This is a genomic window from Pseudomonas sp. BYT-1 (assembly GCF_023611805.1).
GTDB lineage: Bacteria > Pseudomonadota > Gammaproteobacteria > Pseudomonadales > Pseudomonadaceae > Aquipseudomonas > Aquipseudomonas guariconensis.
Window position 1 is genome coordinate 4,597,449 of record NZ_CP072559.1, and the last position, 14,138, is coordinate 4,611,586.

Annotated in this window: 11 protein-coding genes; 1 reads left to right on the forward strand and 10 read right to left on the reverse strand. The window is 63.5% G+C overall.

Going from position 1 to position 14,138, the window contains the following annotated elements:
• Nucleotides 1–59 precede the first annotated feature (59 nt).
• Nucleotides 60–2,798, reverse strand: coding sequence for a preprotein translocase subunit SecA (gene secA, locus J5X93_RS21485; RefSeq protein WP_043207530.1), 2,739 nt, complete (start codon nucleotides 2,796–2,798; stop codon nucleotides 60–62).
• Nucleotides 2,799–3,166: 368 nt separating this feature from the next.
• Between secA and J5X93_RS21490 the strand changes: the two genes are divergently transcribed.
• Nucleotides 3,167–3,628: a DUF721 domain-containing protein gene (locus J5X93_RS21490; RefSeq protein ID WP_043207527.1), complete on the forward strand. Its 462-nt coding sequence runs from the start codon at nucleotides 3,167–3,169 to the stop codon at nucleotides 3,626–3,628.
• A gap of 60 nt (nucleotides 3,629–3,688) precedes the next feature.
• Here the strand turns inward: J5X93_RS21490 and lpxC are convergent, their stop codons facing one another.
• The 9 genes from lpxC to murD all read right to left on the reverse strand — a co-directional run bounded on the left by lpxC (nucleotide 3,689) and on the right by murD (nucleotide 14,138).
• Nucleotides 3,689–4,600, reverse strand: coding sequence for a UDP-3-O-acyl-N-acetylglucosamine deacetylase (gene lpxC / locus J5X93_RS21495; RefSeq protein WP_070092350.1), 912 nt, complete (start codon nucleotides 4,598–4,600; stop codon nucleotides 3,689–3,691).
• Nucleotides 4,601–4,712: 112 nt separating this feature from the next.
• The gene (gene ftsZ, locus J5X93_RS21500; protein ID WP_043207523.1) at nucleotides 4,713–5,909 is read right to left on the reverse strand and encodes a cell division protein FtsZ; all 1,197 of its coding nucleotides are present in this window, start codon (nucleotides 5,907–5,909) and stop codon (nucleotides 4,713–4,715) included.
• A gap of 56 nt (nucleotides 5,910–5,965) precedes the next feature.
• Nucleotides 5,966–7,222 carry a cell division protein FtsA gene (gene ftsA / locus J5X93_RS21505; protein ID WP_043207521.1) on the reverse strand — a complete coding sequence of 419 codons (1,257 nt, stop codon included), beginning with the start codon at nucleotides 7,220–7,222 and terminating at the stop codon, nucleotides 5,966–5,968.
• Nucleotides 7,223–7,236: 14 nt separating this feature from the next.
• Nucleotides 7,237–8,106 (reverse strand): cell division protein FtsQ/DivIB, encoded by an 870-nt coding sequence (locus tag J5X93_RS21510; protein ID WP_043207518.1) that lies wholly within the window; start codon nucleotides 8,104–8,106, stop codon nucleotides 7,237–7,239.
• A 5-nt stretch (nucleotides 8,107–8,111) separates the two neighbouring features.
• Nucleotides 8,112–9,068, reverse strand: coding sequence for a D-alanine--D-alanine ligase (locus J5X93_RS21515; RefSeq protein WP_043207514.1), 957 nt, complete (start codon nucleotides 9,066–9,068; stop codon nucleotides 8,112–8,114).
• Nucleotides 9,065–10,519, reverse strand: a complete 1,455-nt coding sequence (gene murC, locus J5X93_RS21520; RefSeq protein ID WP_102081629.1) for a UDP-N-acetylmuramate--L-alanine ligase — start codon at nucleotides 10,517–10,519, stop codon at nucleotides 9,065–9,067. Before murC ends, J5X93_RS21515 begins: the two co-directional genes overlap by 4 nt.
• Nucleotides 10,512–11,591, reverse strand: coding sequence for an undecaprenyldiphospho-muramoylpentapeptide beta-N-acetylglucosaminyltransferase (murG, locus tag J5X93_RS21525; protein WP_043207510.1), 1,080 nt, complete (start codon nucleotides 11,589–11,591; stop codon nucleotides 10,512–10,514). Before murG ends, murC begins: the two co-directional genes overlap by 8 nt.
• Complete coding sequence (gene ftsW, locus J5X93_RS21530; RefSeq protein WP_043207508.1) at nucleotides 11,581–12,795, reverse strand: putative lipid II flippase FtsW; 1,215 nt, start codon at nucleotides 12,793–12,795, stop codon at nucleotides 11,581–11,583. The genes murG and ftsW overlap by 11 nt, the downstream gene beginning before the upstream one ends.
• Nucleotides 12,792–14,138: a UDP-N-acetylmuramoyl-L-alanine--D-glutamate ligase gene (gene murD, locus J5X93_RS21535; protein WP_043207556.1), complete on the reverse strand. Its 1,347-nt coding sequence runs from the start codon at nucleotides 14,136–14,138 to the stop codon at nucleotides 12,792–12,794. Before murD ends, ftsW begins: the two co-directional genes overlap by 4 nt.

A 14,138-nucleotide genomic window follows, 5' to 3' on the forward strand; every position in this document is an offset into this window, starting at 1 on the left:
TTGTGTCGCGGTGGGCTGCAAAGCAGCCCTAATCAACAGTCAGCGCCAGGGCTATCCGATCACTCGATCTGGCCGTGGCAGTGCTTGAACTTCTTGCCCGAACCGCACCAGCACGGCTCGTTGCGACCCAGCTTCTGCTCGTTGCGTACCGGCGCGGCAGCCACAGCCACCTCGGCGCCTTCCTCGGCGAGCTGCTGCTCGCTTTCCAGGCCAGGGGCAGCAGCATGCTGGAACTGCATGCGCTGAGCCAGTTCCTCGGCTTCGCGGCGCAGACGGGCCTCTTCTTCGGCCGGATCCTCGCGGCGAACCTGGACGTGGGAAAGCACGCGGATGGTATCGCGCTTGATCGACTCCAGCAGTTCCTGGAACAGGGTGAAGGATTCGCGCTTGTACTCTTGCTTCGGGTTCTTCTGCGCATAACCGCGCAGGTGGATACCGTGGCGCAGGTGGTCCATGGTCGACAGGTGGTCTTTCCACAGATCGTCCAGCACGCGCAGCAGGATCTGCTTCTCGAAGGTGCGCAGGGCCTCGATGCCAGCCTGGTCTTCCTTCTCGTTATAGGCAGTGGTGATTTCGTGGAGCAGCTTCTCGCGCAGGGTCTCTTCGTAGAGGCGCTCGTCCTCGTCGAGCCACTGCTGGATCGGCAGCTTGATGGCGAAATCACTGGCCAGCGCGGCCTCCAGGCCTGCCACGTCCCACTGCTCAGGCAGCGATTGCGGCGGGATGTGCTGGCTGATGGTGGCATCGAGCACTTCCTGGCGGAACTCGGCGATGGTGTCACCGATGTTCTCGGCGGCCAGCAAGCTGTTGCGCATGTGGTAGATCACCTTGCGCTGTTCGTTGGCCACATCGTCGTATTCGAGCAACTGCTTGCGGATGTCGAAGTTGCGACCCTCGACCTTGCGCTGGGCCTTCTCGATGGCATTGGTGACCATGCGGTGTTCGATGGCCTCGCCGGACTGCATGCCCAGCGCCTTCATGAAGTTCTTCACGCGGTCGGAGGCAAAGATACGCATCAGGCTGTCTTCAAGAGACAGGTAGAAGCGGCTCGAGCCTGGGTCGCCCTGACGACCGGCACGACCACGCAGCTGGTTGTCGATACGGCGGGACTCGTGACGCTCGGACGCGATCACGTGCAGGCCACCGGCCTCGATCACCTGCTGATGACGCTTCTGCCAGTCGGCCTTGATTTGGGCGATCTGCTCGGCGCTCGGGTTCTCAAGGGCGGCGACTTCTGCCTCCCAGTTGCCGCCCAACAGGATGTCGGTACCACGGCCGGCCATGTTGGTGGCGATGGTCAGCGCACCTGGCGCACCGGCCTGGGCGATGATCTCGGCTTCTTTTTCGTGGTACTTGGCGTTGAGCACCTTGTGGTCGATACCTTCTTTTTTCAGAAGGTTGGACATGTGCTCGGAGGTCTCGATGGTGGCGGTACCGACCAGCACCGGACGCCCCTGCTTCATGCTTTCCTTGATGTCGGCGATGATCGCGGCGTACTTCTCGTCGGCAGTCAGGTACACCAGGTCGTTGAAGTCCTTGCGCGCCAACGGCTTGTTCGGCGGAATGACCATCACGTTGAGGTTGTAGATCTGGGCGAACTCGAAGGCCTCGGTGTCAGCGGTGCCGGTCATACCGGACAGCTTGGTGTAGAGGCGGAAGTAGTTCTGGAAGGTGGTCGAAGCCAGGGTCTGGCTCTCGGCCTGGATGTTCAGGTTTTCCTTCGCTTCGATGGCCTGGTGCAGGCCTTCGGAGAGACGGCGGCCCGGCATGGTACGACCGGTGTGCTCGTCGATCAGCAGGACCTGGCCGTCCTGGACGATGTACTCGACGTTGCGATGGAACAGTTTGTGGGCGCGCAGACCGGCATAGACGTGGGTCAGCAGGCCCAGGTTGTGCGCCGAGTAGAGGCTCTCGCCCTCGGCCAGCAGGCCGGCCTGGGTCAGCATCTCCTCGATGAACTGGTGACCGGCTTCGTTGAGCTCCACCTGACGGCTCTTTTCGTCGATGGTGAAGTGGCCTTCCTGGGTGACCTGGCCTTCGACTTCCTCGATGTGCTGCTTCAGGCGCGGGATCAGGCGGTTGATCTCGATGTACAGCTTGGAGCTGTCCTCGGCCTGGCCGGAGATGATCAGCGGCGTACGGGCTTCGTCGATGAGGATCGAGTCGACTTCGTCGATCACGGCGAAGTTCAGCTCACGCTGGAACTTCTCTTCCAGGCTGAACGCCATGTTGTCGCGCAGGTAATCGAAACCGAATTCGTTGTTGGTGCCGTAGGTGATGTCCGCGGCGTAGGCAGCGCGCTTTTCTTCCGGCGGCTGGAAAGCCGACACGATGCCCACGGACAGACCGAGGAACTCGTACAGCGGGCGCATCCAGTTGGCATCGCGGCGGGCGAGGTAATCGTTGACGGTCACCACGTGCACGCCCTTGCCGGACAGTGCGTTGAGATAGACCGCCAGGGTACCGACCAAGGTCTTGCCTTCACCGGTACGCATTTCTGCGATCATGCCTTCGTGCAGGGTCATACCGCCGATCAGCTGCACGTCGAAGTGACGCATGCCCATGACACGCTTGCCGGCCTCGCGGGCCACGGCGAAGGCTTCCGGCAGCAGTTGGTCGAGGGTCTCGCCTTTGGCCAGGCGCTCCTTGAACTCTGCGGTCTTGCTCCGCAGCTGCTCGTCGGAGAGGGCCACCATCTTCTCTTCGAAGGCATTGACGATGTTCACCGTCTTGAGCATGCGTTTGACTTCACGCTCGTTCTTGCTTCCAAAAAGTTTTTTTAACAAAGGCGCAAACATATCGGCAGGATCTTCCACACGTAGGGATGGAGGGCGGCCCCATGAGTCGCCCGTGCAGCCCTGAGGCCGCATGCGAACGAGCATTCTACCCGGAAACGATGGTGAGGAAAGTGGTGGATTTCCACGATGCTGGCACAGCGCTTTGGCGGGGGCCCTCCTAACATAAGGCCTTTTCGAACAAGTTCAAGGTGCTGGAAGATGAAACGTCTCAGGGACATTTCCCAAAGAGATCATGGGGTTGCCGCCCTTGCAGGTCAGCCTGCCCTCTCAATTGAGCTATAAAACCGCCACAGCGGGAGTGTCCTGCGGTCAGTCCAGCGCCATGGCTTCTGTTAAGATGGCCAATCTGTAACCACCTGCGTACCCCCATGGCCTACAAGCCCTCCCCCGCCCAGCCTCCGGCCGCGCTGTTGCGTCAGGCCAGGCCACTGCGCCTGCTGCTCAACCAGGCCGAGCGCTTGGCCCATTTGCAGCGTCTGCTGGAAAGCCAGCTGCAACCGGCCGCTCGCGAGCATTGCCATGTGGCGTCCTGGCGAGATGGCACCTTGCTGCTGGTGGTGACGGACGGTCACTGGGCTACGCGTCTGCGCTATCAGCAGAAGCGCCTGCAACGCCAGCTTCAGGCACTGGAGGCATTCGGCAATTTGCAGCGCATCTTGTTCAAGGTGCAACCCCCGCTGGTGCCGGCCAAACGGGATGGCCAAGGTGTGGAGCTGTCCTGCAAGGCCGCCGAGAGTATCCGCGATTCGGCCGAGGGCATCGCCGACCCCAAGCTGCGGGCAGCCCTGGAACGGCTGGCAGCGCATGCCCAAGGCAAGGAAAAGGGCTGAAAACGCCCCATAAAAAAGGCCACCCGAAGGTGGCCTCAATGAACTAGAGAGTGTTCGAACTTACACGGCCGCAACAGGGCGCATGTAGGAGATCGGTGCCGTGCTGGCATCTTCGAAAGTGACCACTTCCCAGGCGTCCTTCTCAGCGATGAGCTTGCGCAGCAACTGGTTGTTCAGCGCGTGTCCGGACTTGTAGCCCTTGAACTCGCCGATCAGGCTGTTGCCCAGCAGGTAGAGATCGCCGATGGCATCGAGGATCTTGTGCTTGACGAATTCGTCTTCGTAACGAAGGCCGTCTTCGTTGAGCACGCCGTCCTCATCGACCACGATGGCGTTTTCCACACTGCCGCCCAACGCAAGGTTGTGCTTGCGCAGGTACTCGATGTCACGCATGAAACCGAAGGTACGGGCGCGGCTGACTTCCTTCACGAACGACGTGCTGGAGAAGTCGACACTGGCGCTCTGGGTCCGGTTGCGCAGTACCGGATGATCGAAGTCGATCTCAAAGCTCACCTTGAACCCGTCGAAAGGCAGGAAGGTGGCGCGTTTGTCGCCCTCCTCCACCGTCACTTCGCGCAGGATGCGGATGAACTTCTTGGCGGCGTCCTGTTCTTCCAGGCCGGCGGATTGAATCAGGAATACGAAGGGGCCCGCGCTGCCATCCATGATCGGTACTTCCGAGGCGGAGAGCTCGACGTAGGCGTTATCGATGCCCAGGCCCGCCATGGCGGAGAGCAGGTGCTCGACCGTATCGACCTTTACGTCACCGTTGACCAGCGTCGTCGACATGGTTGTCTCGCCGACGTTGGCCGCACGGGCCGGGATCTCGACGACGGGGTCGAGGTCGGCACGGCGGAAGACGATGCCGGTGTCCACAGGCGCTGGCTTGAGGGTCAGGTAGACCTTCTCCCCGGAGTGCAGGCCGACACCTGTGGCACGGATGGTATTCTTCAGGGTGCGTTGTCTAATCATGGCTTTGGCCGCTTCAGCGCAAATTGCGAACAGGTATCAACAAAGGCTGGGGATGATAACAGACCCGGCCTTTGCTGAACACCAATCACCCCTATACCCCTGATAAATTCCATTAATCGGCCTGGCGACGCAGGAACGCCGGGATGTCGAGGTAGTCCAGATCATCCTGTGGGTTGAGTTTAGCCGCTGCTGCGGCACCTCCGTGGGCCTGGTTGCGCATCACGGTCGGACGCTCCAGGTCGCGGTAATTGACGGCAGGCTGCTCCTGACGCACCGGTGCAGGGTTGGACGCCTCGTAGGCGGCGGCCGCGCTCTGCAGAGTGTTGTCGACGACTTTGACCGGTTTCTCGATACGTGCGCCCAGACCAGTGGCAACCACGGTCACGTGCAGCTCGTCGCGCATATCCGGATCGATCACGGTGCCGACCTTGACCATGGCATGGTCGGAGGCGAAGGCTTCGATGATGCTACCGACGTCGGAGTACTCGCCCAGGGACAGGTCCGGACCTGCGGTGATGTTCACCAGGATGCCGCGGGCGCCCTGCAGGTTGACGTCTTCGAGCAGCGGGTTGCGGATCGCCGCCTCGGTGGCTTCGCGGGCACGGTTCGGACCGCTGGCGCAGCCGGTACCCATCATCGCCATGCCCATCTCACCCATTACGGTGCGCACGTCGGCGAAGTCGACGTTGATCATGCCCGGACGCTTGATGATGTCGGAGATACCACGCACGGCGCCAGCCAGTACGTCATCGGCCTTGGCGAAGGCCGACAGCAGGCTAGCATCCTTGCCCAGGATGGTCAGCAGCTTCTCGTTGGGGATGGTGATCAACGAGTCGACGCTTTCGGCCAGCATGCGGATGCCCTCGTCGGCGATCTGCATGCGCTTGCGACCTTCGAACGGGAACGGACGGGTCACCACCGCAACGGTGAGGATGCCCATTTCCTTGGCCACTTCGGCGATGATCGGCGCAGCACCGGTACCGGTACCGCCGCCCATGCCAGTGGTGATGAAGACCATGTTGGTGCCCTGCAGCACCTCAGCGATACGCTCACGGTCTTCCAGCGCGGCCTGACGGCCGACTTCCGGATTGGCACCGGCACCCAGGCCCTTGGTGACACCGGTACCCAGCTGCAGGATGGTGCGCGCGCCGATGTTCTTCAGCGCCTGGGCATCGGTGTTGGCGCAGATGAACTCGACGCCTTCGATGTTGCTTTTGACCATGTGGTTGACGGCGTTGCCACCACCACCACCGACACCGATCACTTTGATGACCGGACTTTGCGGGACGTTGTCTACGAGCTCGAACATTTTCCCTCTCCTTAACTGTTCTCTAGTTTTTGCGCCTACCACTACTGCTTTGAAACTTAGAAGTTGCCCTGGACCCAACGCTTGAATCGTTCAAGCACCGGAGCCTTCGGTTCATCGCCATAGCTGTTGTTGCTGCTGTTGCCGGTCAGGGGCAGGTCCTCGGTCTGCTTTTGCAGGCCGTAGGTGAGCAAGCCCACGCCGGTGGAATAGATCGGGTTGCGCACGACATCGCTGAGCCCCCGAACGCTGTGCGGTACGCCAAGGCGCACCGGCATGTGGAAGATTTCCTCGGCCAGTTCCACAGCGCCTTCCATCTTGGAGGTGCCGCCGGTCAGGACGATGCCGGCCGGCACCAGATCCTCGTAGCCGCTGCGACGCAGCTCGGCCTGGATCAAGGTGAAGAGCTCGTCGTAACGGGGCTCCACCACCTCGGCCAAGGCCTGGCGCGACAGCTCGCGCGGTGGGCGGTCGCCCACGCTCGGCACCTTGATGGTCTCGCCAGCGCCGGCCAGCTTGGCCAAGGCACAGGCGTAGCGGATCTTGATTTCCTCGGCGTACTGGGTCGGGGTCCGCAGGGCCATGGCGATATCGTTGGTCACCTGGTCGCCCGCGATCGGGATCACCGCGGTGTGGCGGATGGCACCCTCGGTGAAGATGGCGATGTCGGTGGTACCACCACCGATGTCCACCAGGCACACGCCCAGTTCCTTCTCGTCATCGGTCAGCACCGAATAGGCCGACGCCAGTTGTTCGAGGATGATGTCGTCGATTTCCAGACCACAGCGGCGCACGCACTTTTCGATGTTCTGGGCGGCGTTGACTGCGCAGGTGACCACGTGGACCTTGGCTTCCAGACGCACACCGGACATGCCCAGAGGCTCGCGCACGCCTTCCTGGTTGTCGATCACGTAGTCCTGCGGCAGGGTGTGCAGCACCCGCTGGTCTGCCGGGATGGCCACGGCCTGGGCGGCGTCCAGTACGCGCTCGAGGTCAGCGGTGCTGACTTCGCGATCGCGAATCGCGACGATGCCGTGGGAGTTGAGGCTGCGAATGTGATTACCGGCGACGCCGACGAACGCCGAGTGAATGCGGCAGCCGGCCATCAGCTGCGCCTCTTCCACCGCGCGCTGGATCGACTGCACGGTGGACTCGATGTTCACCACCACGCCTTTCTTCAGGCCGCGGGAGGGATGGGTACCGATGCCCACGATTTCCAGTGTGCCGTCAGCGGCTACCTCACCCACCAGCGCCACCACCTTGGAGGTGCCGATGTCCAGCCCGACGATCATTTTGCCGCTATGCGCGTTTGCCATGGTCCTGCCTCTCTCTAATTCTTCGCAACGGCGGGTTGGGCCGTCGTCGGTGCAATCGGTTCCCGCCAGCCAACGGCAAGCCCGTTGGCGTACCGCAGATCAACGCGGGCGATGTTGGTGATCTGCTCTTTGAGTGTCTTGTCGTAAATGGCAATGAAACGGCGCATCTTCTCCACCAGATGGTCGCGCCCCAGCAGCAGCTCGATCCCAGGCCCGGCGCTACCCGCGCCGGTGGTGAGGAACCAACTGCCTCGCTCGCGCAGCTCCAGGCGAGCGATGGAAAAGCCCAGGGGGCGCAGCATCTGGCTCAATACTTGATACTGCTGCATGACTTGTTGCTGAGCGCGCTGCGGCCCGAACAGCTGCGGCAGGTGCTCGTAGTTGGCCAGTTCGCGCGGGGTGAAGGCCTGGCCTTGGTTGTTGAGCAAGGCTTCGTCGCCCCAGCGCGCCACCGGCAACTGTTCTTCCAGGCGGATCACCACCTCGTCCGGCCATACCCGGCGGACTTCGGCATGGGCGATCCATGGCATCTGTTCGAGCTCCAGGCGCATCGCCGTCAGGTCGACACTGAAGAAGCTTGCGGCCACGTACGGCGCGATCCTCTGCTGCACTGCCTGCTGGCTGATGTAGCTCAGGTCGCCCTGCACGGCGATCTTGGTGATCGGCCGGTCGGCATACGGCATCAGGCGCACGGCGCCTTCATAGGCCCCGAAGCCTGCAGCGACCAGCAACACCGGCCACAGCAAGCGTTTGAGGCCGCCCAGGCTGGGCCGCGGCAGGCGCGCCGATACGGGCTCGTCGGCCACCAGTCGGCTGGCACCACGCGGCACCGGCTTGCTACGGCCGGTAACGGGTTGCTGCTGACGTATCATCGCGCCGTGCATGGCTCTTAACCTCGCGTCGCTACGCTTTCGGCCAGGATCGCCAGCACCAGTTGCTGGAAGTCCAGACCGGCCGCGCGGGCCGCCATCGGCACCAGGCTATGGTCGGTCATGCCGGGTGCGGTGTTGACTTCGAGCAGCCAGAACCGGCCCTGCTCGTCCTGCATCACGTCCAGACGCCCCCAGCCTTCGATGCCAATGGCATCGCAGGCGCGTGCGGTCAGTTCGATCAGTTCCTGTTCCTTGGCGTTGTCCAGGCCGCACGGGATGCGGTATTGGGTATCGTTGGCCAGGTACTTGGCGTCGTAGTCGTAGAACACGTGCGGCGTGCCCAAGGCAATCGGAGGCAGCACCTGACCGCGCAGCACGGCCACGGTGAACTCCGGACCATGGATCCACTGCTCGACCAGCACCTGGGAGTCGTAGCGGGCGGCATCGCGCCAGGCAGCGACCAGCTCCTGCTCGTTGTTCACCTTGGCCATGCCGATACTGGAACCTTCATGGGCCGGTTTGACGATCAACGGGAAGCCCAGTTCCTTACCGGCCTCGACACAATCGTGCTCGCTGCCCAGCACGGCATGGCGCGGGGTCGGAATGCCCAGGCTCTGCCAGACCTGCTTGGTGCGTAGTTTGTCCATCGCCAGCGCAGACGCCAGGATGCCGCTGCCGGTGTAGGGAATGTCCAGGCACTCCAGCAGGCCCTGCATGCTGCCATCTTCTCCCCCACGGCCATGGAGAATGATGAAGGCGCGGTCGATCTTCTCGCTCTGCAGGCGTGCCAGCAGGTCATCGCCCACATCGATGCCGACCACGTCGACACCGGCGCTGGTCAGCGCTTCGAGCACCGCCTTGCCGGACTTGAGCGACACCTCGCGCTCGGCGCTCTTGCCACCGTACAGCACAGCGACGCGACCGAAGGCTTTTACGTCCAGGGTCGAGTGCAATTGGTCGTAGGCGCTGCTCATTTCGACTTCTCCTGGCTGGCGACGGCGCCAGCGAACAGCGGGCTCTTGATCAGTTGCGGGGCCAGGCCGCCGATGTCACCGGCGCCTTGGCACAGCAGGATGTCGCCGGCGCGCAGCAATGGTTTGACCAGCGGCGCAAGATCGACACCCCGTTCGATGTAGATCGGGTCCAGTTGGCCGCGCTGACGGATGCTGTGGCACAGCTGGCGACTGTCGGCCCCCGGGATCGGCTCCTCGCCGGCCGGGTAGACCTCCATCAGCAGCAATACGTTGGCGTCGGCCAGTACCTGTACAAAGTCGTCGTACAGGTCGCGGGTGCGGCTGTAGCGGTGCGGCTGATAGACCATCACCAGACGCCGGCTCGGCCAACCGCCACGCACGGCCTTGATTACCGCGGCCACTTCGGTCGGGTGGTGTCCGTAGTCGTCGACCAGCATCACGCTGCCGCCTTCGACCGGCAGCTCGCCGTACACCTGGAAACGCCGGCCCACGCCCTGGAAGCCGGACAGGCCCTGGACGATGGCGTCGTCGCTGATGCCTTCGTCGGTGGCGATGGCAATGGTGGCCAGGGCATTGAGCACGTTGTGGTTGCCCGGCATGTTGACCGAAACCTCCAACGGCTCGCAGTCGCGGCGCAACACGGTGAAGTGGGTCTGCATGCCTTCCTGGCGAACGTTGATGGCGCGCACGTCAGCTTCTTCGCTGAAGCCGTAGGTGACGGTCGGACGCTTGACCTGTGGCAGGATCTCGCGCACCACCGGATCGTCCAGGCACATCACGGCCAGACCGTAGAACGGCAGGTTGTGCAGGAACTCGACGAAGGTTTTCTTCAGTTTGTTGAAGTCGCCTTCGTAGGTGGCCATGTGGTCGGCATCGATGTTGGTGACGACCGCGACCATCGGTTGCAGGTGCAGGAAGCTGGCGTCGCTCTCATCGGCCTCGGCGATCAGGTAGCGGCTGGTGCCGAGCTGGGCGTTGGTGCCGGCTGCGGTCAGGCGCCCACCGATGACGAAGGTCGGATCCAGGCCGCCGGCGGCGAACACCGATGCCAGCAGGCTGGTGGTGGTGGTCTTGCCATGGGTACCGGCCACGGCGATGCCATGACGGTAGCGCATCAGCTCGGCGAGCATTTCGGCGCGCGGCACCACAGGAATGCGCCGCTCGAGGGCGGTGGCGACTTCCGGGTTGGCCGGATTGATGGCGCTGGACACCACCAGTACATCAGCGTTGGCGGCGTTCTCGGCACGGTGGCCGACGAAAATCTCGGCGCCGAACGACTCCAGGCGCTCGGTGACCGGGGACGCTTTGAGGTCCGAACCGGACACCTGGTAGCCCAGGTTCAGCAGCACTTCGGCGATGCCGCACATGCCCACGCCGCCGACACCGACGAAGTGGATGCGACGGATGCGGCCCATTTTCGGCTGGGGCATGGCTTTCTGGCTCTCAACCATGGGCCACCTCCAGGCAGATATCGACCACGGTGCTGGTTGCGGCAGGTTTGGCCAGGCGCCGTGCGGTGCTGGCCATGGTGTTGAGTTTCTCGGGTTGCATCAGCACCTCGTTCAGGCGTTCAGCGAGCTGCGCTGCGCCAGTTGTCGCTTGTGGCATCAGGAAGGCAGCGCCTTCACGAGCCAGGTATTGGGCGTTGTGGGTCTGGTGGTCGTCGATGGCGTGGGGCAAAGGCACCAGCACCGAGGGCAGGCCTGCCGCAGCCAGTTCGCTGACGGTCAGGGCACCCGCCCGGCATACCACCATGTCAGCCCAGCCATAGGCATGGGCCATGTCCTTGATGAAGGGCTCTACCTGAGCCTCGACCCCCGCCTCGCGATAACGCTCGGCGGTGATCGGCGCGTGTTGCTTGCCGGCCTGATGGAACACCTCGGGGCGCAGGCTCGCAGGCACTTCCGACAGGGCCTTAGGCAGCAATTTATTCAATGGTTCCGCACCCAGGCTGCCACCGAGCACCAACAGGCGTGCGCGGCGCTCGGCCAACGGGGCGCGTGGCGCCTCCAAGAACAGCTCCGGGCGCACCGGATTGCCGGTAGTGCGGCGCTTGCCGCTGGCCTGGAACGTGTCCGGGAAAGCTTCGCAGACTCGCGCCGACAGCGGCACCAGCAGCCGATTGGCGGTACCGGCGCGGGCGTTCTGCTCATGGATGACCAGCGGCACACCACACAGCCGCGCGGCAACACCGCCCGGGCCGGTCACGTAGCCGCCAAAGCCCAGCACGCAGACCGGCTTGAGCTGACGGATGATACGTCGCGCCTGGAGCACTGCCTTGACCAGCGTGAACGGCGCCTTGAGCAGCGAAAGCTTGCCTTTGCCGCGCAGGCCGCTGACCTGGATCAGGTGCAGGGGCAGACCTGCCTGGGGCACGAGTTCGTTCTCGATACCGCGCGGGGTACCCAGCCAATGCACGCTGTAGCCACGGGCCTGGAATTCACGGGCGCAGGCCAGGGCCGGGAAGACATGCCCCCCGGTGCCACCGGCCATGATCAGAACGTTTTTGCCGTCAGCGGCCATGGTAGGTCTCCTCGGCAAAATCGCTTTCCTTGAACTCGTGCTCCTCGCTGCCCAGGTGCGTGCGGCTTTCCCACTCGATGCGCAGCAGCAATCCCACGCAGGCACAGCAGATCACCAGCGAACTGCCGCCGTAGCTGAGGAACGGCAGGGTCAGGCCTTTGGTCGGTAGCAGGCCGACGTTCACGCCGATGTTGATCAGGAACTGGCCGATCCACAGGAACGCCAGGCCGAACGCCATGTAGGCGGCAAAGAACTGCTTGGCCTTTTCCGCCCACAGGCCAATGTACAGGGCCCGCACGGTGACGAAGACGAACAGCGCCACGGTGCACAGCGAGCCGACCACGCCCAGTTCCTCGGCCAGGACCGAGAACACGAAGTCGGTGTGCGCTTCAGGCAGGTAGAACTGCTTCTGCACGCTGTTGCCCAGGCCCACGCCCAGCCATTCGCCGCGCCCGAAGGCAATCAGTGCCTGGGTCAGCTGGTAGCCGGAGCCGAACTGGTCGGCCCAGGGGTCGGTGAAAGTGATCAGACGCGCCATCCGGTAGGGCTGGGCCTGGACCAGAATGAACACCGCCACCACCGCCAGCACCACCATCAAGCTGAAGCGGAACAACCCCACCCCGCCGAGGAACAACATGGCTGCGGCTGCGCCCATCATCACGACGGTGGCGCCGAAGTCCGGTTCCATCAGCAGCAGGCCGGCCATGGGCAGCAGGACGATGAAGGGTTTGAAGAAGCCCATCCAGCTCTCACGGACTTCCTGCTGGCGACGTACCAGGTAGCCGGCCAGGTAGATGACCACGAAAACCTTGGCGATCTCGGAGGGTTGGACGTTGAAGAAGCTGAAGCCGATCCAGCGCATGGAACCGTTCACTTCCCGGCCAATGCCTGGCACCAATACCAGGAACAGCAAGCCAAAGGCACCGACCAGCATCATGAAGCCCATGCGCTGCCAGGTGGCGATCGGCACCATCATGGTCGCGCCACAGGCGACCAGGCCCAGGGCCACGTACACCAGATGGCGGAACATGTGATACAGCGGGTTGCCCGACTGCACTGCGGCCACTTCCGAGGAGGCCGAGGTGATCATCACCAGGCCCAGGCCCAGCAGCGCCAGACAACCGGCGAGGAAGGCGAAGTCCAGGTCGATGCCGCGGCCGCTGATCAGCGGCGATGGATAAGGCTTGAGGATGCCGAAGATCATGCCAGCCCCTCCGCTGCCCGGGCGAACAGACGTCCGCGCTCTTCGAAGTTCTTGAACATGTCGAGGCTGGCGCAGGCCGGCGACAAGAGCACGGCATCGCCTGGCTCGGCCAGCTCGGCGCATTGCTGCACGGCTTCATCCAGGGTCTTGACCCGAACCTGGTGCACGCCCTCGCCCAGCGACTGGGCCAAGCGCTCGGCATCCCGCCCCAGCAGGACCACGGCGCGGCAGAAACGCGCCACCGGCTCACGCAATGCCGAGAAGTCCGCTCCCTTACCGTCGCCACCGGCGATGAGCACCAGTTTGCCGTCGATATCCGCTCCCAGACCTTCGATCGCCGCCAGGGCAGCACCGACGTTGGTGGCCTTGGAGTCGTCGTACCAGTTGACACCGTTGCGCTCACGCACCCATTGGCAACGGTGGGCGAGCCCGGTGAACTCACGCAGCGCTTCGAGCATCGGCGCGAACGGCAGGCCCACGGCATGACCCAGGGCCAGGGCGGCCAGGGCGTTGCTCTGATTGTGGGCACCGCGGATCTTCAGTTCACGCACCGGCATGAGGGTCTGGAATTCGAAGGCCAGGTACTTCTCGCCGTCCACTTCACGCAGGCCGAAAGCCTTGAAGTCTGGAACGTTCAAGCCAAAGGTCCAGCACGGGCGGCCCTCGACCGGCAACGGCCGGCTCAAGGCATCCTGGCGGTTGACCACCACCTGGCGAGCGCCACGGAAGATCCGGTGCTTGGCCAGGTGATAGGCCGGCAGGCCGCTGTAGCGGTCCATGTGGTCTTCGCTGATGTTCAGCACAGTGGCCACTTCAGCGTTGAGCTGGTCGGTGGTCTCCAGCTGGAAGCTGGAAAGCTCCAGAACATACAGTTCCACCGTGTCATCCAGCAGATCCAGCGCCGGCGTACCCAGGTTGCCGCCCACCGCCACACGCTTGCCCGCCTTGGCGGCCATTTCGCCGACCAGGGTGGTCACGGTGCTTTTGGCATTGGAGCCGCTGATCGCCACGATGGGCGCCTTGGCATGACGCGCGAACAACTCGATGTCGCCGGACAGCGTCACGCCGCGGGCCGCAGCCTGCTGCAGGGCCGGGGTGGCCAGGGCCAGGCCAGGGCTGACATAGAGTTCGTTGGCGCGGCACAGGAAGTCCACGTCCAGCTCGCCACAGCGCACTTCCACCTGCGGATATTCACGACGCAGGGTTTCCAGTTCCGGCGGCTGCTCGCGGGTATCGGCGACCGCAAAGGCAATGCCCCGGCTCGCCAGGAAGCGAACCAGGGACATGCCGCTCTTGCCGAGGCCGACAACGATGCGGAATTGGTCGGAAGCGATCAATGACAC